The sequence below is a fragment of the Roseateles noduli genome, from assembly GCF_050626985.1.
Lineage (GTDB): Bacteria > Pseudomonadota > Gammaproteobacteria > Burkholderiales > Burkholderiaceae_C > Roseateles > Roseateles noduli_A.
Genome location: NZ_CP192463.1, coordinates 6,147,287 through 6,172,900 on the forward strand (window position 1 = coordinate 6,147,287; position 25,614 = coordinate 6,172,900).

The 25,614-nt window shown below is 65.9% G+C and carries 22 protein-coding genes and 1 pseudogene; 7 read left to right on the forward strand and 16 right to left on the reverse strand.

Features of this window, described 5'->3' with window-relative positions:
* Positions 1-8 precede the first annotated feature (8 nt).
* The 7 genes from ACQ4L4_RS26800 to ACQ4L4_RS26830 all read left to right on the forward strand — a co-directional run bounded on the left by ACQ4L4_RS26800 (position 9) and on the right by ACQ4L4_RS26830 (position 7,896).
* Positions 9-752, forward strand: a complete 744-nt coding sequence (locus ACQ4L4_RS26800) for an SDR family NAD(P)-dependent oxidoreductase (protein WP_431101835.1) — start codon at positions 9-11, stop codon at positions 750-752.
* A gap of 119 nt (positions 753-871) precedes the next feature.
* A complete protein-coding gene (locus ACQ4L4_RS26805; RefSeq protein ID WP_431101836.1) occupies positions 872-2,887 on the forward strand; it encodes a hypothetical protein in 2,016 nt (671 codons plus the stop codon).
* Positions 2,888-2,892: 5 nt separating this feature from the next.
* Positions 2,893-3,849 carry an NAD-dependent epimerase/dehydratase family protein gene (locus tag ACQ4L4_RS26810; RefSeq protein ID WP_431101837.1) on the forward strand — a complete coding sequence of 319 codons (957 nt, stop codon included), beginning with the start codon at positions 2,893-2,895 and terminating at the stop codon, positions 3,847-3,849.
* Between the two features lie 8 nt (positions 3,850-3,857).
* On the forward strand, positions 3,858-5,150 hold the full coding sequence (locus ACQ4L4_RS26815) for an NAD(P)/FAD-dependent oxidoreductase (protein WP_431101838.1): 1,293 nt from the start codon (positions 3,858-3,860) through the stop codon (positions 5,148-5,150).
* Complete coding sequence (locus ACQ4L4_RS26820; protein ID WP_431101839.1) at positions 5,147-5,548, forward strand: GtrA family protein; 402 nt, start codon at positions 5,147-5,149, stop codon at positions 5,546-5,548. Before ACQ4L4_RS26815 ends, ACQ4L4_RS26820 begins: the two co-directional genes overlap by 4 nt.
* A gap of 27 nt (positions 5,549-5,575) precedes the next feature.
* Positions 5,576-6,538, forward strand: coding sequence for a lysylphosphatidylglycerol synthase transmembrane domain-containing protein (locus ACQ4L4_RS26825; RefSeq protein WP_431101840.1), 963 nt, complete (start codon positions 5,576-5,578; stop codon positions 6,536-6,538).
* Entirely contained in the window at positions 6,535-7,896 is a 1,362-nt protein-coding gene (locus ACQ4L4_RS26830; RefSeq protein ID WP_431101841.1) for a hypothetical protein, read from the forward strand. Before ACQ4L4_RS26825 ends, ACQ4L4_RS26830 begins: the two co-directional genes overlap by 4 nt.
* Positions 7,897-7,899: 3 nt before the next feature.
* Here ACQ4L4_RS26830 and ACQ4L4_RS26835 read toward each other — a convergent pair whose 3' ends face one another.
* The 16 genes and pseudogenes from ACQ4L4_RS26835 to ACQ4L4_RS26910 form a co-directional block, all read right to left on the reverse strand.
* Positions 7,900-9,123: a glycosyltransferase family 4 protein gene (locus ACQ4L4_RS26835; RefSeq protein WP_431101842.1), complete on the reverse strand. Its 1,224-nt coding sequence runs from the start codon at positions 9,121-9,123 to the stop codon at positions 7,900-7,902.
* Positions 9,120-10,229: a glycosyltransferase family 4 protein gene (locus ACQ4L4_RS26840; RefSeq protein ID WP_431101843.1), complete on the reverse strand. Its 1,110-nt coding sequence runs from the start codon at positions 10,227-10,229 to the stop codon at positions 9,120-9,122. Before ACQ4L4_RS26840 ends, ACQ4L4_RS26835 begins: the two co-directional genes overlap by 4 nt.
* Positions 10,230-11,333 (reverse strand): EpsG family protein, encoded by a 1,104-nt coding sequence (locus ACQ4L4_RS26845; protein ID WP_431101844.1) that lies wholly within the window; start codon positions 11,331-11,333, stop codon positions 10,230-10,232. It abuts the gene before it with no gap.
* 18 nt (positions 11,334-11,351) lie between these two features.
* Positions 11,352-12,575 carry a hypothetical protein gene (locus ACQ4L4_RS26850; RefSeq protein WP_431101845.1) on the reverse strand — a complete coding sequence of 408 codons (1,224 nt, stop codon included), beginning with the start codon at positions 12,573-12,575 and terminating at the stop codon, positions 11,352-11,354.
* 95 nt (positions 12,576-12,670) lie between these two features.
* Positions 12,671-13,252, reverse strand: a pseudogene (locus tag ACQ4L4_RS26855) (acyltransferase); the annotation flags it as partial.
* 16 nt (positions 13,253-13,268) lie between these two features.
* Positions 13,269-14,270 (reverse strand): glycosyltransferase family 2 protein, encoded by a 1,002-nt coding sequence (locus tag ACQ4L4_RS26860; RefSeq protein WP_431101846.1) that lies wholly within the window; start codon positions 14,268-14,270, stop codon positions 13,269-13,271.
* 16 nt (positions 14,271-14,286) lie between these two features.
* Complete coding sequence (locus ACQ4L4_RS26865) at positions 14,287-15,543, reverse strand: oligosaccharide flippase family protein (protein ID WP_431101847.1); 1,257 nt, start codon at positions 15,541-15,543, stop codon at positions 14,287-14,289.
* Positions 15,543-16,574: a GDP-mannose 4,6-dehydratase gene (locus ACQ4L4_RS26870; RefSeq protein ID WP_431101848.1), complete on the reverse strand. Its 1,032-nt coding sequence runs from the start codon at positions 16,572-16,574 to the stop codon at positions 15,543-15,545. The genes ACQ4L4_RS26865 and ACQ4L4_RS26870 overlap by 1 nt, the downstream gene beginning before the upstream one ends.
* A gap of 49 nt (positions 16,575-16,623) precedes the next feature.
* Positions 16,624-17,511, reverse strand: a complete 888-nt coding sequence (locus ACQ4L4_RS26875) for an NAD-dependent epimerase/dehydratase family protein (RefSeq protein ID WP_431101849.1) — start codon at positions 17,509-17,511, stop codon at positions 16,624-16,626.
* Between the two features lie 15 nt (positions 17,512-17,526).
* Positions 17,527-18,879 carry a lipopolysaccharide biosynthesis protein RfbH gene (rfbH, locus tag ACQ4L4_RS26880; RefSeq protein WP_431101850.1) on the reverse strand — a complete coding sequence of 451 codons (1,353 nt, stop codon included), beginning with the start codon at positions 18,877-18,879 and terminating at the stop codon, positions 17,527-17,529.
* Positions 18,876-19,940, reverse strand: coding sequence for a CDP-glucose 4,6-dehydratase (gene rfbG, locus ACQ4L4_RS26885; protein ID WP_431101851.1), 1,065 nt, complete (start codon positions 19,938-19,940; stop codon positions 18,876-18,878). Before rfbG ends, rfbH begins: the two co-directional genes overlap by 4 nt.
* Positions 19,941-19,947: 7 nt before the next feature.
* Positions 19,948-20,721, reverse strand: coding sequence for a glucose-1-phosphate cytidylyltransferase (gene rfbF / locus ACQ4L4_RS26890; protein ID WP_431101852.1), 774 nt, complete (start codon positions 20,719-20,721; stop codon positions 19,948-19,950).
* Between the two features lie 51 nt (positions 20,722-20,772).
* Positions 20,773-21,774, reverse strand: a complete 1,002-nt coding sequence (locus tag ACQ4L4_RS26895) for an FAD-binding oxidoreductase (RefSeq protein WP_431101853.1) — start codon at positions 21,772-21,774, stop codon at positions 20,773-20,775.
* Between the two features lie 21 nt (positions 21,775-21,795).
* Complete coding sequence (locus tag ACQ4L4_RS26900) at positions 21,796-22,152, reverse strand: MarR family EPS-associated transcriptional regulator (RefSeq protein ID WP_431101854.1); 357 nt, start codon at positions 22,150-22,152, stop codon at positions 21,796-21,798.
* A gap of 102 nt (positions 22,153-22,254) precedes the next feature.
* Positions 22,255-23,373 (reverse strand): Wzz/FepE/Etk N-terminal domain-containing protein, encoded by a 1,119-nt coding sequence (locus ACQ4L4_RS26905; RefSeq protein ID WP_431101855.1) that lies wholly within the window; start codon positions 23,371-23,373, stop codon positions 22,255-22,257.
* Between the two features lie 64 nt (positions 23,374-23,437).
* Positions 23,438-25,483 carry an SLBB domain-containing protein gene (locus ACQ4L4_RS26910; protein WP_431101856.1) on the reverse strand — a complete coding sequence of 682 codons (2,046 nt, stop codon included), beginning with the start codon at positions 25,481-25,483 and terminating at the stop codon, positions 23,438-23,440.
* Positions 25,484-25,614 lie beyond the last annotated feature (131 nt).

Genomic DNA, 25,614 nt, shown 5'->3' on the forward strand with positions numbered 1-25,614 from the left:
AGGAAGAGATGAAACACATCCTGATCATCGGTGCGACCTCGGCGATGGCCGAGCAGTGCGCCCGCTTGTGGGCGGCGCGCGGCGATGCCCGCCTGGTCCTGGTCGGACGCCACGCGCAACGGCTGGACACCATCGCGCAGGACCTGCGCGTGCGCGGCCAGCGCGTCGAGGTGACGACCCGCATCGTGGATTTCGAGGACGCCGCGGCCATCGCTGCGCTGGTGGCGGCAGCGGCTGCGGAGTTGCCGATCGACGTCGCGCTGGTGGCCCACGGCCATCTGCCCGATCAAGCCGAGTGCGAAGGCGATCTGGCGCTGACGGCTCGCGAGCTGTCGGTCAACGCAGTCTCCCCGGTCCTCTTCGCGGAGGCGATCGCAGGGTCGATGCAGCGCGCGGGACGTGGAGCGCTGGCGGTGATCGGCTCCGTGGCGGGGGATCGCGGCCGCAGATCCAATTACGTGTACGGTGCCGCCAAGGGCCTGGTGGAGCGGTATGTCGAGGGACTGCAGCACCGGCTCGCGGCGACTGCGGTCCGCGTGACGCTGGTGAAGCCGGGGCCGACGGACACACCGATGACGGCACACCTGAAGCGGGAAGGCGCGAAGCTGGCCGATGTCGGCGCGGTGGCGCGGGAGATCGTCTCCGCCACGGACGCCGGCCGGCCCGTGCTGTACACGCCGGGCAAGTGGGCGCTGATCATGGCGGTGATCCGGAATCTGCCGCGCGCCGTGTTCCATCGCATGAACATCTGAGCGCCGGTCCGCGAGACCGGCACCATCGACTTTCAGGGACAAACAACATGGTAAGAAGCCATGAACACCTGTCGACGCCACACGGCCCGCGCGGCTGGCGTCTGACCGACAGCATCGGCGTGCTGCTGATCCTGCTCAGCGTCGACTTCTTTCCCAACCTTCCGGACGCGTCGCTCGATTCGTCCTGGATGAACGGATTGACGACCGCGCTCGCCCAAGGCGCCGTGCCGGGCCGTGACCTGCTGTTCACCTACGGCCCGCTCGCGGGGATGTTGACGGCGTATGCCGGGCCGGGCTTCGGGCTCGGCCTGGCGCTGGCACTGGCGATCGCGTTCAACTTCGCGGTGCTCCTGCGCAGTGCCGCGGGCCGGCGCTTCCTGCCCGCGGCCGTGCTGGTGTGCCTGCTCAGCCCGAGCAACGAGTCGCTGTTCTATCTGTTCCTCGGCGTGATCCCCCTGGCCGCGGCGCGGTCGGGCACGGACGGCGAAGGGCGGGGCGCGCTCCTGACCGCCGCGGTGCTCGCGCCCGCGCTGACCCTGGCCAAGCTGTCGTTCCTGCCGCTCAGCGCGGTGCTGCTGCTGCTGACCTGCGCCTTCGAAGCGATGCGGGGGCGCTGGCGCGTTGCCGTCGCGGGTGCCGCGTTGTTCTGCGCGTCGCTGGCCGTGCTGTGGCTGCTTGGCGGCCGGGCGCTGGGCGACCTGCCCGGGTACCTGCTCGACGGTGAAATCATCAAGGGTTATACGAGCGCCATGGAGTGGGACCTCGGCGTGGCGTTCGCCGGGGTGAATCTCCAGATGCTGGAGACGGTCCTGCTTTACCTGACTTCGGCCGCGCTGCTGGTCGCGATCATCCGGTCGGCCCGAGGGGTGTCCGCGCGGACCTATCTGCTGCTGGCAATGGCAGCGGTCCTGACCGTCGTCATCAAGGCGGCTGTCGTTCGTCACGGCGGCGTGCATTCGGTCTTCCCGTGGATCCTCCTGTGCGTGCTGGCGCTGGCCGCCGTGCCCGGCCCGGCCCGGCTGCCGCGTCTGGCAAGGCTGATCTGCGGCTGCGCACTGGCACTCACGGTCGTGTCCGCGCCGATCTACAACGGCGACGGCACCAGCATCAGTCGCATCGTCTTCGCGGCGCGCGACCATGCGGTGGCCCAGGGGCTGGACTGGCAGTCGCTCAAGCGCAGCCCCGGCTACTGGCGTTCGTACGTGTTTTCGGCCCCGGGGACTTTCCTCGCCAGTCTGCCGAGCCCGCTGGCCGGATTGGCCGAGCGCAGCGACAACGCGGTGCGTCTGGCCCGCGCCGTCGCCAGCGGCGGGGACTCCTTCCGCGATGCCGCGGCCCGGTCCAGGCAGGCGATCCTGGCAGCGTGCCCGATCGCGCGCGTCGACGGCAGCGTCGACATCTATCCGACCGACATCAACTGCCTGCTGGTGCACGACATGGCCTGGAAGCCGAGGCCCGTCTTCCAGAGCTACAGCGCGTACACGCCCCGGCTGCTGACTCTCAACCGCGCGCACGTTGCCGGTTCCGGCGCACCGGATCACCTGTTCGTCGACGTCAGGCCGATCGACGAGCGGCTCCCCGTCCTCGAAGAAGGCCACGGATGGACCTGCCTCGCGCAGCGCTATCGGCCGGCCGGTCCGCTGCAGGGGACGTTCCTGCCGCTGGTTCGCGCCGGCGGTGACTGTTCGGTGCCGGGCGTTGCCGAGACCCGCCCGGCGCGGCTGGGCGAAGCCGTGGTCCTGTCCTGCGACCGTCCGCAGGTGACTGCCAGCTTCGATTTCCAGCCGACCGTCACGGGTCGCTTGGCCTCCATGTTCTACAAGACGCGTCGGCTGGTGATCGACGTTCGCACCTGTGACGGGGAAAGCCGCAGCTTCCGCTTCGTGCCCGGCATGGCTGCCTTGCCGCTGCCGCTGAGTCCGCTGGTCGAGAATGCCGATGAACTCCGGCATGCGCTTTTCGACGGCGACAGCCCGCGCGGACGCCGCATCGAAAGCTTCGTGATCCGCGACGGTGTGTCCGAAAGTCCGATCCCGGGCTGGTCGGCCGCCTACACCGTGCACCTGCACGATGCCGGCACCGCCGCCGTACCGCGCGCCCTCCAGCCCGCGGCCGCTCCCATTTCCGCTCCCTGAACCCCATGCTGCCAGCCTCCTTGCCCTCCGACACCAAGATCGTCCTGCCCGGCGGCGCCGGGCTCGTCGGACAGAATCTCGTGGCCCGCCTGAAGGCCGCGGGGTACCGGAACATCGTCGTGATCGACAAGCATGCGGCCAACCTCGGCGTGCTGCGTCAGGTCCAGCCGGACATCGTCTCCGAGCTCGCCGATGTGTCGCAGCCCGGCGACTGGGCCCGGCATTTCGAAGGCGCCGGCGCGGTCGTCATGCTGCAGGCGCAGATCGGCGGGAACGACTACCAGGAATTCGTCCGGAACAACGTGGAGTCGACGCGGCTGATCCTCGAGCTGGTGCGCCGCCATCGCATCGCGCGCCTCGTGCACATCAGCTCGTCGGTGGTGGAATCCGTCGCCGACGATTTCTACACGAAGACGAAGAAGGACCAGGAGCAACTGGTCGTCGAGAGCGGCATCGTCTGTCCGATCCTGCGCCCGACACTGATGTTCGGCTGGTTCGATCGCAAGCACCTCGGCTGGTTGTCGCGCTTCATGCAGAAGGTGCCGCTCTTCCCGATCCCGGGCCATGGCCGGTACATGCGCCAGCCGCTGTACGCCGGTGATTTCTGCAACGTCATCATCCGGTGCATCGAGGGCCGGGTGAAGGACGGGATCTACAACATCTCCGGCCACGAAAAGGTCGATTACATCGACATCATCCGGGAGATCAAGCGGGCCACGCGCTCGCGCACGCCGATCGTGCGCATCCCCTACCACGCCTTCTTCGCAGCCTTGTGGATCTGGGGCCTGTTCGACAAGAACCCGCCGTTCACCACGCAGCAGCTGGCCGCGCTCAGCGCCAAGGACGAGTTCGAGGTGATCGACTGGCCTGGCATCTTCGGCGTGACCCGCACGACCTTCCGCGACGCCGTGGAAGAGACCTTCAACGACCCGCGCTACAGCCGCGTGGTGCTCGAGTTCTGAGAGAAGACATGACGCAGCAGCAACGCATCGCCGTGCTGGGCGCCGGCCCGATGGGCCTGGCGGTGGCCTACCAGCTGGCACTCGACGGACATCGGCCCGTCGTCTTCGAGGCGGACGATCGCGTCGGAGGCATGACCGCGACGCAGGACTTCGGCGGTCTCGACATCGAACGCTACTACCACTTCCATTGCACCTCGGACGTCGCGTTCCTCCAGATGCTCGACGAACTCGGCCTGGCGGATCGCATGCGCTGGGTGGCCACGAAGATGGGTTACTGGTACCAGGGCCGGCTGCAGGCCTGGGGCACGCCGTTCGCGCTGCTGGGATTCAAGGGGCTGAGCCTGCCAGCCAAGATCCGTGCCGGCGTGCATGCATTCCTGTGCATCAAGCGCAACGACTGGAAGCCGCTGGACCACCTGGAGGCCACCGGCTGGCTGCGCCGCGGCGTGGGTGAAGAGGCGTACGAGGTGCTGTGGCGCAAGCTGTTCGAACTGAAGTTCCACGGCTACACCGACAAGCTGTCGGCGGCCTGGATCTGGAGCCGCATCCGGCGCATCGGACGCTCGCGCTACAACCTCTTCAAGGAGAAGCTGGGCTACCTCGAGGGCGGTTCGTCCACGTTGCTCAATGGCATGAAGGCCGCGATCGAGGCGCACGGTGGCGAGTTCCGCCTGAGCACGCCGGTACGGCAGGTGCTGATCGAGGCGGGCCGTGTGCGCGGCGTGCGTCTGGTGGGCGGCGACGAGGCCTTCGACAAGGTCGTGAGCACCGTGCCGTTGCCATACGTGAGCCGCCTGATGCCGGACCTGCCCAGGGATATCCTGGCGAAGTTCGAGGCCTTGAAGAACATCGCCGTCGTCTGCGTCATCGCCAAGCTGCGCAAGCCGGTGACGGACAAGTTCTGGCTGAACACGAACGACCCGGACATGGACATCCCGGGTGTCGTCGAGTACACGAATCTGCGCCCGATGAAGGATCACATCGTTTATGTGCCGTTTTACCTGCCTGGCGAGCATCCGAATTTCGCCCATGACGATGAGGTCTTCCTCGACAAGGTGAAGCGCTACCTGAAGCGCATCAACCCGGTGCTGACCGATGCGGACTTCATCGACATGCGCGCCAGCCGCTACCGATACGCGCAGCCGATTTGCGATCCCGGCTACCTCGACCGCCTGCCGCCCGCCCGCCTCCCGGTGCAGGGGCTGTGGGTCGCCGACACCTCGTATTACTACCCGGAGGATCGCGGCATCTCCGAGAGCATCGGTTACGGCCGCAACATGGCGCGGGACGCGGCGGCGTGATCGCGGCGTTCCGCTCCCGGCAGTTCCTCGTCTTCCTGCTGACCGGCGGGCTGGCGGCGGCGGTGAACTTCGGCTCGCGCATCCTGTTCAGCCAGTGGATGGGCTATTCGGGGGCGATCCTGCTGGCCTATCTGCTGGGCATGACGACGGCGTTCATCCTGGCGCGCCAGTTCGTATTCAAGGACGGCAGCCGGGCGCTGCACCACTCCGCGATGTATTTCGTGCTGGTCAATGCGGTTGCCGTGTTGCAGACCTGGGCGGTGAGCGTGGGACTCGCGGACTATCTGCTGCCGGCCATGGGCGTGACGCGCTTCGCACCCGAGATCGGCCATGCGGTGGGGGTGGTGGTGCCGGTCTTCACCAGCTACCTCGGCCACAAGCATCTGTCGTTCCGGTAGGCCCCCATGCGGATCCGAGGCGCCCTGGTGGGCTTCTTCTTGCTCACGGCCGCCTATGTGGCGGTGCTGGTGTGGGCTGACAGCCGGCGACAGGTATTCGACGGGCTCGCAGCGTTGACCGGCGTGTTGCCCGCGCTGCTGGCGGCCTCCATGGGCAGCTATCTCGCGCGTTATCTGCGGTGGTGGTGGCTGCTGCGTCGCGCCGGTGATGCCGTGCCCGTCGTGGCGGGCTTCTTCGCCTACCTGACCGGATTTGCGTTCACGGCCACGCCTGGCAAGGTCGGCGAACTGATCCGCGTGCGCTACTTCCAACGCTTCGGCATACCCGCCTGGCGGGTGGTCGCGGCGTTCGTCTTCGAGCGCGCGATGGACCTGCTGGTTGTCCTCGCGCTCGCCATGCTGGCGATCCAGGATGCCCGCGTGCTCGCGGTGTCGTTCGCCTTCGTGCTGATCTGCCTGGCGCTCGTCGTCCTGCTGGCCTGGCGTCCGGAGATCCTGACGATGGTCTCGGATCTGCTGCGCCGACGGTCGCTACCAGCACCCGCCCGCTGGACCGGGGTGCTGAGGGACGGGCTTGCGGGTGGGCGTGTCTGGTTCAGACCGCTGGATCTCGCGGTGAGCGCAGCGCTGGGTCTGATCGCCTGGGGTCTGGTGGCCGCAGGCTTTCGACACTTGATCGGCGCTCTCGGGGTCACGACCGTGCCGGATGCCGAGGCCCTGGCGATCTACCCGCTGTCGATGCTCGCAGGCGCAGCTTCCATGCTGCCCGGAGGCATCGGCTCCACAGAAGCTACCATTGCGGCCCTGTTGGCGCTGGCCCGCGTCGATGTCGCCGTCGGCGTGCTCGCGGCGGTCGGCATCAGGCTGTCCACGCTCTGGTTTGCCATCCTCTGCGGTCTGATGTCGATGATCGGCTTGGAATGGCAAGCCGTCCGCGGCACGAGCGACAAGCGGTCGGCAGATCCCCGTGGCGCCCCGTTAGATTCATGAGTCTTACCACCGTTCCCTCCGTGCGGCGCCCCATCGCCGCAGACGTTCTGCGCGTCGTCGCTGCCGTCGTGTTGTTCCATCTGCCGCTTTGGGCGATGGGCATGCTGGATCAGGTCAGCCGGCCCATCTTCAACCTCGATGCCTTCGTCGCGCTGGCCATTGCCTGCCGATATCGGCGCGCAGGCGCCGTACTGCTGGTCCTGGTCTGGCTGCTGGACGTGATGGTGTCTCTGTCGTTGAACTATCACTTCCGTTCTCCGGCGGCCTTCCTGGCTTCGGCCCGCTTCGGACAGGCGCTCGACATCAAGGAGCTGTTCTCGCTGTGGGATGCCGTCATGGCTGCCGGCTTCGTGGTCGCCTTCCTGGCCCTGACGCGGCTGTTGAGGGAACCCGTGCGCTGGATCGGATTCGGCGGCGCATTGGTGGGACTGCTGTTGCTGGACGTCCTCAATGGGTCGTCGTTGCTGTCGAACCGCGATGTGAGATTGATCCGAGCCAATCTGGCCGGCAGTCCGACCGTGGTCCTGGCGATCAAGAAGGAAACGCAGCCGCTAATGCCTCTGGCCACGCCGGCCGCCGTCGCGCTGCATCGCGCGCTCGAGGACTGGGCCCGCGCCCATCCGGACGGCAGCACCATGCTGGTTCTCGTCGAGTCGCTCGGCGTCCTGCGGGATCCGGCACTGCGCCAATGGCTGGACAGCCGGCTGACCGGACATGCCGCCTCGCGCGAGATCCGGCGCGCCCCCGTCCAGTTCATCGGTCCCACGACCTACGGCGAGTTGCGCACGCTCTGCCTGCTCACGGGTAGCTACCAACTGCTGGACGACAGCCATGCCGAGGGCTGCCTCCCGATGCGTCTGTCGGGCATGGGCTGGCACAGCATCGGCATGCATGGCTTCACCGGGAACATGTTTGACAGGCGCATGTGGTGGCCGGCCATCGGATTCGATGAGAGCCTTTTCGCAGAGCAATTGGCCAAGGCGGGTCTGCCGCAGTGTGGCGCCGCGTTCCGCGGACACTGCGACGGGGCGGTGCTCGAGGCTGCGGGGACTCGCCTGAAGCCATCCACCTTCGTCTACGTGGTGACGCTGAACACCCATCTCCCCCTGCAGGAGACGGCGATCCCCACCGAGCTCGCGCCGCTATGCGCCGCGGCAGGTGTGACCGACAGCGTCTGCCAGCTGACCGCCGCGCTGGGCCACACGCTGCAAGAGGTCGGCCGGCAGATGCAGGCCCATCCCGAGTCCCTGTTCGTGGTGTCAGGCGATCACGCGCCGCCGTTCCGCGTCCGTGCGGCGCGGCAGGCGTTCGAGGACATCGAGGTCCCGTCCTGGATCCTGGCGCCCAAGGCGCCTTGACTGTCAGGCAGTCACGCTTTCCTGGCCGGACGTCGGGCCTGCGTCGAGCCGCGCGTCGATGAGCTGCATCATCGGCGCCAGCATGGCGGACCAGGAATGCGTCGATTCGACGTAGTGGCGCGCCGACCGTGCCATCGCTTCCGCCAACGCGCGATCGTCGAGCAGGCGGACCACGGCGGCGGCCAGGCTCTCGGTGCCGTCGGCGACGAGCAGGTCCCGGCCATGTGACGCATGGAAGCCTTCCAGTCCCATCGTCGTCGAGACGGTCGGCAGGCCCAGCGCCATGTACTCCAGCACCTTGTTCTGCACGCCCGCGCCCAAGCGCAGCGGACAGACGCCGACCGCTCCGCCTCGCGCGGCCACCACCACGTCGGGCACCTCGCCGGTCACGTCGACGCCCTCGAAGGCGTTCAGCTGCGCCGCCTGATCCGGCTGGATGCGACCGATCAGTCGCAGGCGCGCCTCGGGCCGGACCTTCCGAACCAGCGGCAACACGTCGGCCGCCATGTACAGGGCAGCGTCGAAGTTCTGCAGGCTGAACATGTTTCCGATGAAGACGATGTCACGTCCGCGGGCATCGAACTGGTAAGGCATGGCGTCGAGTGCCACGCCGTTCGAGAACACGCTGACGCGCGACAGCTTTCCGGGCTGGTCCGCGAAGAGATGCCGGCGGTCGATGTCGGACACCAGGAAGCTGTGGTCGAAGCGGTCGACGATCGCTTCCTCATAGGTCCGCAAGCGGTCCACCTCGAGAGAATAGATCCTGGCGCGCAGGTCGCTCTTCGAGCCTCGTGTCGAGCGGATGCGCTCGTAGTTCAGGGAGATCGCGTCGGTCATCTCCAGGAACTTCACGCCGGGCGCGTCCTTGATGACGTCGCCGACGCGGATCAGATGCGCGAGCGTGCCGTCGTGTTCCGCCATCAGCGCCAGGGCCCGGCGCCGGAATCCGGCATGGCGGTAGTACGCGACCTGCAATGGGGTCCGCGACGGCAAGGCGAGCGTCGTGTTCAGCCAGGATCGCCATTTCGGGAGAAAGACGCGTTCGACGCGATGGAATACGCCGTCGTCGGGCAGCGCCATTGCCATTTCTTCCGGGCTATCGCACAAGCTGAGCAGGGTCAGCCGATAGCGGCCGGCGAGCGCGCGGCAGAGCTGATAGATGCGCAGGCGGTCGCCTCCGATCACCGGATAGGGGAAGCGGGGCGTCAGGATCAGCAGAGACTTCATGGGCGTGTGGCTCCGCCGCAGGTCTCCATCAGCAGGTGCCAGAGGCGGTCGGCCGCGACGGTGGCATCGTTGACGATGTCGCCTGGCAGGCGGCAGTTCACCGCCAGCTCGCCTGCGGCCAACTGGTCCAGCATCCCTTCGATGCCGGCGGTATCGACGGGCGTGATCGCACCGAGTTCGCCGGCAGCCTCGCGCATGGAAATGTGAGGGCCGTGTATCACGGCGGCGCCACAGAGTTGCGCCTCTAGTAGCGGCATGCCGAAGCCCTCGTAGATCGAGGGCATCACGAAGGCGTCGCAGCCGGCGTACAAGGCGGGCAGGTCCTCCAGCGCCACGTAACCGAGCCGCTTCACGTGGCCGGATGCCTCGCCTTGTGCCAGCAGGCGACCGATGTCGTCGTCGAGCCAGCCTTTCCCGCCGGCGAGCGCCAGCGTGGGGAGCGGAACGCCGGCCCGGCGACGGCGCAGGTAGGCGTCGAGCAGACGGACCAGGTTCTTGCGTGGCTCCAGGGTCCCGAGCGTGAGCAGGTAGGGGGAGGACAGCCCCAGGCGATGTCGGACCTGCTCGATGACGGCCCGCGTCGGCCGCTCGAAGATCGGATCCGCCAGCGGAGGTATTACCGCATCGGGAGTGCGTCGATAGGCCAGCGCCGCATCGACGCCCGTTGCGTTCGATACCACGACGACGCGATCGGCCGCGCGCACGGCGGCTTGCTGACCCAGACGTCGGCCCCACAGGCTGACCGTCGGCAAGGTCTCGGGCGCGAACTTGTAGACGAGGTCGTGCACCGTCAGCACCGTGCCCATGCCGCGGGGGCGCAGCAGCGGCAACAGGCCGTTGGTGGCCCAGTAGGTGTGGGGACGTTCTTCGGAGAGCATGAGGCGCAACTGCGTGTTCTGCCAATACGGGCCGCGGCGCTTGGGCTGCGAGACGCGTGTACGGACGTTCGGGCGGGAGGGAAAGGCCACCTCCTCATTGCTGAAGAGGATGAACTCTGCCTCGGGATGCGCATCGACCATCGGTTCCAGAAGCGCCCGGATGTAATTGCCGACGCCGGTCGGCTTGGCGACGAGCGCCGTGGCGTCAATGCCTATTTTCAGACCCACTCAATACACCTCACGGCGGAAGTCTTCATTGATAAAGAGACCCTTGTAGGGCAAATACAGGTCGGGGTGGTACGCGTAGAGCGATGTGTAGAGACGCTGTCCAGACAGCAGGATGATCATCGGGATCACGAGTACCGACAGCCGGGCGCGAGTCGCCACCAAGGACGCCAGCAAGAAGAGCTCGTACACGGAAAAGTAGTTCGCGCCACGCGTGGCGAGGATCGGCAATGTGGGATCCACCATCAGGAACAAGGCCACCGAAAGCAGGTAGGCGTTGAAGTAGAAAGCGAGCGCGCGCGTGTTGAAGTGATTTCGGAGCGCGAGAAAGAAGCCGAGGAACACGAGGCGCTTCACATACCAGAGCACGCCCAGCAATGCGCCCGAGGCTTGACCGAGTTCTTCGCTACCCAGGTCGCCATAGAAAAGTAGCTTGTCGCCGAGGCCTTCAACGCCAGTGAATCGATCCAGCGCCACCGGGAGCAAGATCTTGCCCGTTTGACCGATTGCGACGCATGTCGCGACGATCGCCAGCGTCGTCCACAGCCGTGGCACTGGTCTCACGAGGTACCACGCCAGCAGGAAAATCACAGCCGTCTGGTGGAAGGTGCCGGCCAGCAGGACCAGGACAAAGAACCGGAGTCGGTGCCCGTCAAGCAAGGACTGGCCGGCCAGCACGGTCAGTCCGATCGCGATCACCTGTCGTGCCGTCCCCATCCATCCGAGTAGATAGGTGCAGTAAAACAGCAGTACCAGAGCGACTGCGCCGCGCTGTTTGCGAAAGACGAGGAAGAAGGCGCCCAGATAAAGAAACGAGGACAGCAGGAGAAAGCTCTCGTTGTTCAGCCCAGCCGCCTTTGCAACATAGGCGAACAGGCGATAGCCGATCTCGAAATCGTCGGCCTTGTCACTGAGCGAGGAAAGATTGGCGAAATAATCGTAATAAGGACGCCAGTCGTTGCCCGTTGAGACGCGTGTTCCGGTCAGCAACAGAAGCAGCACGAATGGCACGCTCAGGCTGGCCAGGCGCGCCTGCGGCGTGAAGTTCATCCTGTCCGACGGCACGAGGACCGCGGTGACCAGGAAGATGAAGAGATAGGGTTCCATGCGCCCTCTCGGGGATTGTCAGCGGTCGCGCCGGAGCAGGAAACTCTGACCGCGCAGATTGGCGGATCTGGCCACGTAGCGCATCAGTCGTTCATAGCGGCTTGGTCCGAAGATTCGAAGCAGGCCGCGGAACACGATGGCGGTGATGCGCTGCAATCGGGCCTCTTCACCTGACGCTTGGACCGCAGCGCCATTCCCGGAGCCTGACTTTGACGACGGCGCATTGTTCAACAGGTGAGAGGCTTGGAGCAGGCGCTGAATCGCACTGCCCGATTCGAATGGCTTCGGGGAAGCGGAAAGTTCGACTGATCCTGCGGCCACTCGGCGGGCAACCGACGAGATTGGGGTGCCATTGCTGAAGGTGCCAAATCCGTAGGGGAGCTTCAGGTAGTCCGCATGACCGTTGCCGCCGAGATGGTCGCGATAGGCGGTGAAGAGCGGGGCAACGTCGGGCCGCTCGGTCAGCCGGTAACGCGTCTGGTACTTCGAGACGCGGTCGTCACCCAACGGCGGCAAGCCGCTGAAATGGAAGAAGACCAGCGGCTTGCCGGCGATGGTCGCCTTGCCATCGACCCACACGACCTGGCGCTCATGGAGATTCCAGTAGGCGGTGTTGTACTGAGGATCTCGCAGGACGAACGCCGAGGCGCAGAGGCTGGGCACGAAGTCCATCCACTTCTGGTCCACGAAGAAGCCCTGGCTCTGCTCGTTGTAGGCCTGGTGCAGGCAGCGCTGCTCCCACCACGACAGCACCTTCAGGCTTTCCGCACCGGCGTTGAATGCGCCGAAACCCAGGTTGTAGATGCCGGAGGTGAGGAACTCCGGCTCCCCCGGAAGTTTGCCGTCGTCGATCGGCTCCGTGATGTGGGGCGTCAACACCACGGCATGGCGATCCAGGAGGTCGACGATCGGTTGCAGGCTGCTGTAGACGAAGATATCGGGATCGAGGTAGATGACCTTGTCGTGCCGCTTCAGCAGATGCTTGGCAAACGTCGGCTTGACGTTGGTGTTCAGCTCGAGGATGTCGTACTTGAACGCCACCTGCTCGAAGTCGGGGACGCCGAGATCTTCGACCCATGTCACGCGCCAGTCGGGATGACGGGCCTCGAACGCCGGATCCTTCCGGTCGACGATCAGCACATTGAATTCGACCCCCGGATTGGACTGTCGCAGACTGTCGCCCAGTGTGCGTGCATAGGCGAAGTAGTTGCGGGAGACGATGGTGAAGACGGTAGTGCTCATGACTCGGAAACGGCGTTGATGCGGGTGCCCGGGGAGACGTTCTGCGCTCCCAGGATGCTGTTCGGAGAAAGGTCGGACGATGCCGCCGCATGGGTCTTGATGACCCGAGCCGGCGCGCCCACGGCGACGCTGAAGGGCGGTATGTCCCGGGTGACCACCGCGTTCGCGCCGATGATCGACGAGCGTCCGATGCGCACGCCGGGCATCACGGCGACGCCTTCACCGAGCCATACGTCGTCTTCGATGATCACCGGCCCCTTGGAGACCACCGGACGCGCATTCGGGGGCACCAGGAGGTCCTCCGCGGCGGTGCCGCCGTGCGCGTGATCGGAGATGTAGACCCGGCTGGCCATCAGGACCCGTGCGCCGATCCGCACCTCGTTGACGCAACCTATGTGGCAGTCGTACTCCATGGAGACGCCGTCCCCGATCTGCAGCCGGGGCGTGAAGCGGTGTTCGCCGTGGCGGTCGATGGCCTCGATGCGATTGCGCGCCAGCGCAACGAGCCGGCCCTGCAGGTGGATGTGGCGGTGACCCAGGATCACGCAATCCTTGCCCAGATAGACGTGACCCGGCGCGTGGCCGAAACGGCGAGCGATGAGCACGCTCCTCAGCCGGCGCCAGCGGTAGGACGCGGCCCCCGCCAGTCGGGCACTCAGATCCAGGATCATGACCATCGGCGACCTCATGTGATCACGCGAACAGGGAGCGTTTGACGATCCGACGCTTGAGGCGCATCAGCGCCTCGATGCCCGATTGCGGTAGCAGACAGATCGGCAACAGAAACGCCCAGGCCGACGGTTCCCACCAGGTATGGCGGAACAGGAGGCGCCACTCGAGCCACGTCAGCCGTCTCGGCTTCAGGCCGCGCCGCACCATCAGCACCATCGGCGGCAGGCCCCGACGGATCGTCGCCAGCTTGACCGCGCGCATCGCGGTCTTGCCCAAGCCCAGGCGCGGCGCTTCCTTGCACACCAGCCCCAGAAAGCTGTTGCCGAAGGCATGGAAGATCCGGAAGCTGCCGGTGTACTCCATGCGGGCTGCCGTCAGCTGGTCGGCGGTCACCACGCAGGTCCGTCCCCGGTTGCCGGCCAGGGCACGGTACAGCACGTGCGTCAGGTAGATGTCGCTGCCGATGAAGCGCTGTTGGTCCGGCACTCCGATCCAGGCCTGCCGGTCCACGAAGAACGCGGAGATGAAGGTGGCCCAGATCCAGATCGTCTGGAGCACGGCGTCGGGGTCCTGCGTCACCAGCGTGTCCCGGATCGGAATCAGAGACGGCAATGCCGCGGCGGGGTCGTACCGGCCGTTGAATGAGCCGCCGTTGGCGAAGCAGAACAGCAGGTCCGGATGCTGGGCGACCAGTGCCGCCAAGTGGGTGAGCGCGCCTGGCCTCAGGAAGTCATCGTCCGACATCAATAGCAGATAGCGTCCCGTTGCGAGGTGGGACACCGCATGGATATTGCCGTCGATGCCGAGGTTGCGATCATTGCGGCTGAAACGCACCGCCTTGCCCGTCCGTGCGGTGAAGTCCCGGACGACCTCGGCCGTCGTGTCGGTCGAGGCGTTGTCGCTGATGACCAGCTCGACGTCGTCGCCCATCAACTCCGGATGAGTTGCCAAGGCGCTCAGCGTCTCGGCAAGGATCGAGGCGCGGTTGTAGGTCGGGATCGCGATGGAGATGAGTGGAACCATGGCAGCGTGAGAAAGGTCAGGACCCGTTGGCACGTGTGAGATGCACGAAGCGGACAGGAAGGATCCACGCCGCAGTCACCAGGAAAGAGAGCGAGATGCCCGCGAGGATACCTGCGGGACCGTACCGGTTGCCCAGCCAAATCTGGCCTGCGACGCTCACCGCGGTCTGGCCGGCCACATACGCGTTCATGGTGCCCACGCGACCGGCGCTCATGTGTGCGAGTGCGAAGGTGTCGCACCAGACGCGGATCAGGAGGTAGACGGGCCATAGCGCCAACAGCGCCATCGAGACCGTGACCGTGCGCGCACCGCCGATCAGACGGAACACATCGGCCTGGAGCGCGACCACCAGCAGGGCAGCGGGCAGGACCACGAGGACGCCCACGAGCAAGAGCGATCGCACGCGGCGCCGCAGCTGTTCCGTATGGCCTCGGTAATGCAGATCGGACAGGCTGGACCAGGATGTCGACAGGACGACGGCATGGATGGTGAGCAACACCGTGAATACCTTGCTGGCCAGGTTGTATTCGACGATGGCCGGACTGGCCAGCGTGCGGGCCATGACGATGTAGTCGGCGGACAGGGCGCCGGTCGACAGCAGACCGAACAGCAGGAAGTGGCGTCCTTCCACCATGACCTGCTTCAGCTGGCGCCAATCGATCCCGTGACGGGGTGCGGCGCCGGCTACCTTCGCAAGGACGACGAAGACGAGCAGGGCAGGGCCGGCGAATGTCGCGACCGCCCAGTCGATGCCGTTCAGGCCCAGGCTCGACATCGTCAGCAGTAGCGCGGTCGTGGTGAGACTCTGCAGACCCGGCATCACGTTCGGCCACAGGCCGCGATGCAGCCCGAACAGGACCTGGTTGAAGACCGGCGTGAGCGCCGTCAGGCACAGGCCGAAACACATCAGCGCCACGGCGGAAGTGGGCATCCCGTCCTGGCCGGACAGCACCGTGTGCTGGACGACCCAACCGATCGGCCAGCAAAGGACCAGAGCCAGCGCCGCCGCCGCCGCGGCAGTATTCACCACGGTGTGCTGAAGCCTCCGGTGGTCCGTACCCTCGGCCCGATGACGTGCGATCGCGTTCTGAGCGGTATTGGGCACCCCCAGTGCCAGCAGGTTAAACCAGGGGCCCAGGGACAGCACGATGGCATAGACGGCGTAGGCGGGCACGTCCAGCATGTTCAGCAGCAGGCGCGTATTCACCAAGGAACACGCGACCACCACCACGCGCGCGGACCATCCGGCCAGCACCGCAGTCGTGGACTTCATCAGCGCTCGGCGAGCATGCTGGATGTCCAGGCCAGCATGCGCGAGACGCCTTGCTGTGCGCTGACCTGCGGCTTCCACCCGGTCAGCCGCTCCATCTTCCCGATGTCCGCGACGAACACGCGCTGGTCGCTCTCGCGCGGGGGCAGCTTCGTGTACTGCAGCGGCTGACCGATCTCGGCTTCCAGAAGCCCGAACAACTCCAGCAGCGACAGGCTGTTGGCGATGCCGCCGCCGATGTTGAAGGCCTGTCCAGCCGCTGCGTCCGCATGCTGCAGGGTCGAGAAGTACAGCGAGATCATGTCCTCGGCGTGCAGCACGTCGCGGACCTGCTTGCCGTTGCCGGAGATGGTGAAGGGCGCCTTCAGCGTGCCGGCGCGCGTCTGCGCCGCCATCTGGCAGAACCAGCCGATCCAGCCCTGGTCCGCCGTCGCGAACTGGCGGCCGCCGTACATCGAGGAATGGCGGAACACGACCGTCTTCAGGCCGAAGATGCGGTGGTAGTCGCGCAGGTACTGGTCCGCCGAGCCCTTGGAGCAGCCGTAGGGCGAGTGGAAGTCCAGCGGCGTCTGCTCGTCGAAACCGTTCGGCTGCTCGACGCAGGCGTAGCGGGTGTCGGTCTCGCGGTACTGGAACTGCTCCAGGTCGCCGTAGACCTTGTTGGTCGAGGAGTAGATGACGACGGCTTCGGGCACGTGGGTGCGCACCGCCTCCAGCACGTTCAGCGTGCCCATTGCGTTGACCTCGAAGTCCATCCGCGGATCGGCGATCGAGGTCGTCATCGCAACCTGGCCCGCCAGATGGAAGACCGCATCGGGCTTGAAGCGCGCGATCACGCGCTGCACGTCGTTGGCGTTGCGGATGTCGCCGTGCACGAACTCGAACGCGCCCTGGCCGCGCAGCCATTGCAGGTTGTTCTGCGAGCCGTGGCGGTAGAGGCTGTCGAAGACGCAGAGCTCGATGCCCTGGGTCAGGGCATGCGTCGCCAGGTTGGAGCCCAGGAAGCCGCAGCCGCCGGTGATCAGGAGTTTCATGGGTTTTGCTCTAGAAGGTCGAGAGACAGGGGCAGGTCGCGCTTGCGCCTCAGCGCGGCGCGTCGATCATGCTTTTGAGACCGTCGGCCAGGGCCACCTCGGGCTGCCAACCCAGGCCTCGCAGCCGGGTCGTGTCGGCCACGCACCGCATGGCCTCGTTGCTGCGATACGGCACGGCGCCGAACTCCAGGGCCGTCGTCGCACCCGCCACCCGCCTGGCCAGTTCGACGAAGCTGCGCATCGTGACCGCGTCACCCGAGCCGACCTCGATCGCGTCACTGGCGGCGAAATCGTCCTGCCGATCGACGATCCGGTCGTAGGCCCGCACCACGTCGTCGATATGGATGAAGTCGCGCAATTGCTCTCCCGCGGTCAGCGCGAGCCGCGGCTCGTTCCGGCGGCAGGACTCGATGACGTGCGTCGTGAACTTGGAGCTGTCGTCCCCCGGCCCGTACATCTGCTGCAGGCGGATGTCGATGAAGCGCAGCCGGTCAGGCGACGCGGTCGCGAGCGTCGCTCCCCAGGCCGAGAACTGCGTCTTGCTCAGCGCGTACAGGCTCACGTCCGGCGCCAGCACCGTGCCGGTGTTGAGGAACGCGACCGGACCGCCGCCCCGCGGCGTGGCGTCCAGTGCAGCCTGCAGCAGCAGCGTGCCGAACCGCAGGTTGGCGTCCAGCACATCTAGCGGCGATTCGCCCTTGCGCCCGTAGGAGCAGGCCGTGTGCACGACGGCGTCCGGTGCCGCGTCGCGGAACGCGGCGACGATCTCCTCAGGCGCGGCGGCGCGCACCACCCGCACCGAGGCGGGCAGGTCCGCCAGGCGTTCCAGGCGCGATGCGGGGCGCGCGAGCAGCCACAGCTCGTGGCCGCGTGCCGCCCAATGACGGGCGAGCGCGCTGCCGAGAAATCCGCTCGGTCCGGTCAGGAGGATGCGCATCTCGCCGTCGTCCGCTCAGAAGTTCACGCCAAAGAACTCTTCGAGCTTGCCGGCGATGTAGTCCAGCTGCTCCTCGCCGAGCGCCGGGAAGGTGCCCAGCCAGAAGGTCTGGTTCATCACCACGTCGGTGTTGGTCAGCTCGCCGCTGACGCGGTAGTTGCGACCGGCCATGTAGGGCTGCTTCGTCAGGTTGCCGGCGAACAGCAGTCGCGTGGCGATCTTGTTCTCTTCCAGGAAGTTGATCAGGTCGGCGCGCTTCACGCCGGCGCTGTCCTTCACGATCAGCGGGAAGCCGAACCACGACGGCTCCGAGTTCGGCGTCGCTTCGGGCAGGTGCAGGAAGTCGGCCACGCTCGCGAGCTTGGCCTTCAGGTAGGCAAAGTTCGCGCGACGCTTGGCGATGAACTCCTCGACCCGGTCCATCTGCGCCAGCGCGCAGGCGGCCTGCATGTCGGAGATCTTCAGGTTGTAGCCCAGGTGGCTGTACGTGTACTTGTGGTCGTAGCCGTCCGGCAGGTCGCCGCCCAGCTGTTCCTTCGTCCAGCAGAAGCGCTTGTCGCAGGTGTTGTCCTTGCCGGGCGGGCAGTAGCAGTCGCGGCCCCAGTCGCGGAAGGACTCGGCGATCAGCTTCAGCTCGGCGTTGTTGGTGAACACCGCGCCGCCTTCGCCCATTGTGATGTGGTGCGCCGGGTAGAAGCTCAGCGTGCCGATGTCGCCGAAGGTGCCGACCATCTGGCCGTTGTATGTCGCGCCCAGCGCGTCGCAGCAGTCCTCGACCAGCCACAGGTTGTGCTTCTTGCACAGCGCGGTGACGACTTCGAGATTGAACGGGTTGCCCAAGCTGTGGGCCAGCATGATGGCCTTGGTCTTGGGCGAGATCGCCGCTTCGATTTTCGAGGCGTCGATGTTGTGCGTGGCCAGGTCGACGTCGACGAAGACCGGCACCGCGCCGAATTGCACGATCGGATTGACGGTCGTCGGGAAGCCCGCGGCCACGCCGATGACTTCATCGCCCTGCTTGATCGCACGGTCACCCAGCTTCGGGCTGGTCAGCGCCGAGAACGCCACCAGGTTGGCCGACGAGCCCGAGTTCACCGTGATGAGGTACTTCACGCCCAGGAACTGCGCCAGGCGCTGTTCGAACATGGCGTTGAAGCGGCCAGTCGTCAGCCAGCCGTCCAGCGAGGCGTCGACCATCATCTTGAGTTCGCCGGCGCCGATGACCTTGCCGGACACGGGCACGGGCGTCTGGCCAGGGACGAAGGGTTTCGGGGCATACGCGATGTCGGCGTATTGCTGGACCAGCTCGCTGATCTGGCTGCGGAGCTTGTCGAGCTGCGGCTGGAAGGTGACGGTGGTGGTGCTCATACGTTCGATCGGTATTGGGAGATTTGATTCAGGCAGACGGCGCGCATGTCCTGGCCGGACAGCCAGGCCTGATGCCATTCGGTGATGCGGGTCAGCGCGGTCTCGAGCGACCAGCGCGGGGCCCACTGCAAGCGCTGGCGCGCCTTCGAGATGTCCAGCTTCAGGAAACCGGCCTCATGGGGATGGTTCCCCGGCTGCAAGGTCCAGGAGGCTCCGTCGCCCCAGTCCTCGCACAGGTGCTCGACGATCCATTGCACGGGACGGGCGTCCTCGTCGCGGGGACCGAAGTTCCAGCCTTCGGCATCGGCCTGTCCCTGCGTGTACAGGCGCTCGGCCAGCAGCAGGTAGCCCGACAGCGGCTCCAGCACGTGCTGCCACGGACGGATCGCATGCGGGTTGCGGATCAGCACGGGCTCCTTGTCCTGGAGCGCGCGAAGGATGTCGGGAATCAAGCGGTCGAGCGCCCAGTCGCCGCCGCCAATGACGTTGCCCGCGCGGGCCGTGGCCATCGCGATGCCGGCGTCCTTCAGGAAGGACTTGCGGTAGGACGAGCTCACCAGCTCCGCGCAGCCCTTGCTGTTGGAGTAGGGGTCGTGGCCGCCCATGGGCTCGTCCTCACGATAGCCCCAGACCCACTCGCGGTTCTCGTAGCACTTGTCCGTCGTGATGTTGACGATCGCCTTGACCGAGCCGGCGTGGCGCGCGGCCTCGAGCACGTGCACCGTGCCCATCACATTGGTCGCGTAGGTCTCGATGGGCTGGTGATAGGACAGGCGCACCAGCGGCTGCGCCGCCATGTGGATGACGATCTCCGGCTTGAAGTCGTCCATCTCGGCCTTCACCGCGGCGAAGTCGCGGATGTCGGCGATGCGGTGTTCCATGCCTTCGGCCACGCGGGCGACGTCGAAGAGCGCCGGCTCGGTGGGCGGCGTCAGCGACAGGCCGCGCAGCGTCGCGCCCATCGACTGCAGCCACAGGCTCAGCCAGCTGCCCTTGAAGCCGGTGTGACCGGTCAGCAGGACGCGCTTGCCGCGCCAGAACTCGGGATTGGTCTGCTGCATGGCCGGATCAGTCCCACTTCTTCCACGGCGCCTTGCCCGAGGCCCACAGCTCCTCGAGCAGGTGCTTGTCGCGCAGCGTGTCCATCGGCTGCCAGAAGCCGTGATGCTCGTAGGCCATCAGCTGGTTGTCCTCGGCGAGACCCATCAGCGGCTCCTGCTCCCAGACGCTGGCGTCGTCCTTGACGTAGTCCAGCACGCGCGGCGACAGCACGAAGAACCCGCCGTTGATCATGGCGCCATCGCCTTTGGGCTTCTCCTTGAAGCTGCGGACCTGCCCGCCCTGGATGTCCAGCGCGCCGAATCGGCCCGGCGGGTAGGTGGCGGTCAGCGTGGCGGCCTTGCCGTGACGCTTGTGGAAGTCGATGGTGGCGCCGATGTCCACGTCGCCCACGCCATCGCCGTAGGTGAAGCAGAAGGATTCTTCATTGCGCACGTAATCCGCGACACGGCGCAGCCGGCCGCCGGTCATGGACTCGTCGCCGGTGTCCACCAGCGTGACGTTCCAGGGCTCGGCGCGCTTGTGATGCACTTCCATGCGGTTGCTGCGCATGTCGAAGGTGACGTCGGACATGTGCAGGAAGTAGTTGGCGAAGTACTCCTTGATCACGTAGCCCTTGTAGCCGCAGCAGATCACGAAGTCGTTCACGCCGTGGTGCGAATACATCTTCAGGATGTGCCACAGGATCGGCTTGCCGCCGATTTCGACCATCGGCTTCGGACGGGTGGAGGTCTCTTCGCTCAGTCGGGTGCCGAGGCCGCCGGCCAGGATCACTGCTTTCATGGAAAGGTCCTATGGGATCTGAAGGGATCGTGGGATCAACGGGGTCGACGCTCAGGTCGCGGCCGAGCACACGAAGGCGTCGGAGTGGAACTGGCGGTCGGGCAGTCCCGCGGCATGAAGCTTGGCCTGGGCGCCATGGATCATGGCGTCCGACCCGCAGGCGTAGACCAGCGTGTCGGCGAGATAGGCGTGATCGCGCAGCAGCGCGTCCTGCACATGGCCGCGCTCACCGGTCCAGTCGTCGCCAGCGCGTGAGAGCACCTGCACGAAGCGGAAGGCGGGCAGGGCGTCGAAGCCCTCGGGCTGCCAGTACAGGTCCTCGCGATGGCGGCCGCCCCAGTAGACGGTCACGCTGCGCGGTCGCGCCTCGGCGGGCTGCGCCGCCAGGCCTTCGAGGATCGCCTTGACGGGCGCGATGCCGGTGCCCGTGGCCAGCAGCACCAGAGTCTTGCCGGCTTGGCCGCGCAGGAAGAAGGTGCCCAGCGGACCGCGCAGACGCAGCAAGTCGTTGACCTTGGCTTGCTGGAACCAGTAGCGGCTCATCGCACCGTCCGGAACCTCGCGGATGTGGAGTTCGATCTGCTTGTCGGCACGCGGCGCATTGGCGACCGAATAGCTGCGGCGCAGACCTTCGGCGCCGATGACGTCGATGTACTGTCCCGGCAGGAAGTCCAGCGGGGAGGTCGGAGGCAGGCGCAACGTCACGCGCACCACATCATGAGACAGCCGCTCGATCGAATGGATGCGACAGGGCAAGGTCTTGGCTTCGGGCAGGACGATGTCGCCGAGGTCCTCGATCTCGAGTTCGACCGGACTGCAGGCCTCGCGCACGCACGTCAGGATGAAGCCTTGGACCTTGTCCTCGGCGCTCAGTCCGGTTTCGTCATGCAGCGCTACCGTGTCGCCTGCGCGCACGCGACCCTTGCACGAGCTGCAGCGACCGGTGCGGCAGCTGTAGTCGAGCACGACGCCCTGGCGGAGTGCGGCGTCGAGCAGCGCTTCGCCGGCCTTTGCATGAAACGTCTTGCCACTGCTGATAGTGACGGCGTGCATCTCAGTTCCCTGATGGTTTTCTCAGGCGGTCTTGTTGCCGCCGTCTTCCGAGACTTCATGCCGGAGCACATCGATCTCGCGTTGGAGTTGCTCGAACTCCAGCTCCTTGCGCGCCAGAAACGCGCGGGTCATCTGCATCTTTGCGTGGACGCCGCTCGGCGTGAGCAGATACGCGTAGGCAAGCTTGTTGTCGGCGCGCCGGAAGTTGTTGACCTTGACCCAGCCGCGGCCGACCAGTGCCTTCATACAGTAATTGACCTTGCCGACACTGACGCCAAGGCGTTGAGCAAGATCGCGTTGGTTGCCTGCGTCGCGTGCTTCCAATTGCCGCAGTAGCCTGAAATCCAATTCGCTACGGCTGTCATTCTGGTCAGGCAAATGCCCCATCCCTGCACCTGTTCAATCGGTGAACGGACCTCACTTTAGCATGCCGAATCGAGCCAGAAGATGTCTGGAGACTGTCGACCTCGATCCGGACCGCTAGTCTCGCTGCTGACGGATTGCCTGGCCGCTTTCCCTTTGCGCTCGAAGCCATTGATCGCGCGCGAAGATGCCGACGGCCAACAAGAACAGGGTGGACAGCGCTCCAACCAACGTGAAGACGGAACGTCGGGGGCTGCTGCGACGCTCTGGAGGCGAAGCAACATCCACTACTTGAATCAGCGTGCCTTCCTTGCTTTCGTCGAGACGTGCCAACTCGTATTGCTTCGAGAAGAGTTCGAACAACGCTTCCTGATATTTGAACTCGCGATAGCTACTGACGTAGTCAACGTTGTTCTGCCCGTCCTGTCCGCTGACTTCCAACTGGCGCAACTGACCGCGAAGAGCGCCAACGAGTGCGTCCTGCTGGAGCAACTCCGATGAGCCGTCGGACAGTGACCGCCGCATCGTTTGAAGGCGAACCTCTGCGGCTGTCAGTTCCGCTTTCAGACGCGCATATGCATCGGCCGCCGCCTTCGGCTCTGTTCGAAGCGCTCCAGGATTGAAGCCGCTACGTTGTAGTGCCAACTGAGCGTCGTTAAGGTGGGTCCTTGTACGGGCAAGTTCGGTCTCGAAGAACATTCGACGCTGTTTTGCTTCCGACAGCGCCAGTTCGCCGGTGAGTCGCCGCAACTCGTCAACGTATTGATTGGCCATTGCCGCTGCCATCTCCGCGCTCGGAGCATCGGCTTCCAGGGCAATCAAGCCATCCTTCTTGCCAACCGTGATGCGGACGCTGGATTCCAGCCGTTTGCGAGCCAGTTCTCGAAATTTGACCTCGTAAACGTCGAGCAACTTGAATCGATCGATGATCCGATCTTCAACATTCACACTCTGCATCAACGCGACATACTGATCCGCTGTTGTTTTGGTTCCTCCGCCGGCAAGGCCCGCCAGTGCTCCGAGAGAGGCCAGCGCGCTGGCAGCTGCGCTCTGCTGTTGAGGCTGCGGGGGGAGGAAAAGTGTTCTTGCGGTGAAGGTCGGAGCGACTACAAAGCTGAGGCCGTAACCGAGCGCACCGGCCAGGATCGACCCGCCCGCCAAGAGACGCCAGCGGCTGGAGAACAGGCTGACAAGGTCGCGCAGTTGGATTTCCTGGCCACCGGGTGTGGCATCCACGTGACGTGGCTCAGAGAAGGAAGGAGAGGTTTGACTCACTGGATGGCTCCGATGGTGTCAACCATCAGTTCTTGATCGTCTGCAACGCCGCGATGCCCAGGCCGAAGTTGGCCAGGATCTGCGTCCAGTCCTTGGCGTCCTGGATGAACGTCGACTTGTTCATCTCTTCGGGCACGAAGACTGTGTCGCCGGGCAGTGCCTGGAGGCTGGCCAGGCTGGTGCCGCCAAACCAGCCACTGCTCGTCTGGCGCGCGCTGACAACCGTCCCGTTGGCGCGGATCACGAACGCACCGCGCGCATCCGCGCCGCGGGTCGGGCCGCCGGCCAGCTTCATCACGTCGTCGACCGTCGCACTGCTCTGCAGCAGGAAGCTGCCGGCGTTGAACACGCTTCCGAACACTCCCACCGTCGAGGGCCTCGCCGGAACCAGCAGCCGGTCACCGTCCTCCACAGTCAACGTGGGTAGCAGCCGCGCATCGGGCTCGAGCTGCAGCACCACGCGGCCGGTGGGGCGCACGGCGCGCAGACGAGCCACGAGACGTTCGGTGCCGGCGGCTCGCTGCGCATTGCCTGCGGCTTCATCGGCCGTTGTGGCGCGCTGCGTGCTGCTGTACTTGGTGAACTCGGTCTCCAGGTCCCGCAGGGCGCGGTCGTAGTTCTCCTGCTGCGACTGGCGCACGCTCTCGCGCGAGAAGTCGGTGCCAAACACGTAAGCCTGCGACGTCAATCCGCCGGCTGCCGCGATGGCGTCCTGCAGCGTGCTCGTCGGCGGCAGCACGTACTCGCCGGGGCGGGCGACCTCGCCCTCCACGATCACGCGCTTGAACTGCTTGCCCAACGGCAGCGCCGTGTTGACGCTGCTGAACACTCGGATCACGTCGCCGTTGGCGGCGGAGGTCTTGAGTTGCGCGGGGAACTGCAGCTCCCGCACGCGGCGGTCGTTGCGGTCGCTCAACTGCTCGATCGACACGCGCGAGCGGTCCGCCACGGCACTGAAGCCGCCAGCCATCGCCAGCACGTCGTCCACCGTCTCGCCCGGCTTGAGCTCGACGATCGACTGCTTGTTCACGCTGCCCAGCACCGCCACCTGCGGACCGATCGGGCCGATGTGGATCACGTCTTCGGCCTGCAGCGCGCGGTCGCTGGCCTTGTCGCCCTTGAGCAGCAGGTCGTAGGCGTCGAAGTTGGCGACGACCTGACCGTTGCGGCGCAGTTCGATCTGACGGAAGCTGCCAGCCGCCGACGGGCCGCCGGCACGGATCAGGCCGTTGACGATCGTGGCGAGGCTGCTGACCGAGTAGGCGCCGGGCTTCGCGGTGAAGCCGGTGACGTAGATGCGGATCGTGCGCAGCTTGCCCAGCGACGTGCTGACCTGGAAATTCTTGAACACCTGCGCGATGCGGGCGCGGATGACCTCGTTCAGGTCGCCGTTGCGCACGCCCGCTACCAGCACCGGGCCCACGCGCGGAATGGTGATGCGGCCGGCGCGGTCCACCGTCAGGCGCAGGTCGGCATCCACCGAGCCCCAGGCGGTGACCTGGATCTCGTCACCGATGCCGATCAGGTAGTCGGCTGGCGCCTGACGCGGGCCGTCGATCTCCGACGACTGTCCGCGAGAGGACCGGTCGTCCAGCATCAGGTCAGCGCCGAGCCGGCGCACGATGCTGTCGGTGGAGATCGTCGAGACCTTGCCGATGCCGCCCATCTGCGACTGCGTGACGGTGCCGATGTCCGCCAACCCGGCGTCGGAGCGCCGCAGCTGCTCCAGCGTCTGCGGATCTGCCAGGTCGATGCCCAGCAGCTTGTTGACGTAGATCTCGAACTCGCCGGGCACATACTTCGGCGACCGGCTCTGCGAAGCCTGACCCTGCTGCTGCTGTTGCTGCTGAGTCGTGTCCTGCGCGGTGCGATTCGTCGAGTTCAGCCGGACAGGGCCGGACAGATCGGTGCCCTGGTCCGCATTGGTCTGGCTGCCGCTCGTCGTCATCTGCGCGAACGCCGGAGCCGCCATCAAGCAGGCCGCCAGCACCGCCAGCGCGGACTTGTGGAAGGAAGGGCGCGCGCGAGTCGTCGACACCGGCGAAAGGGCGCGTTGGGCGCGTAGTTCCATGCGTGATCTCGTCTCAGATGAACGTGGTCGCCCGCGACGGACCTGATGACCAGGGTGTCGGAGCGACCAGCGGCGCATTCTATGGCAGCGCTGTTGTGCCAAAACCGCCTTGCGCCCGAAGCCGCTCGTTA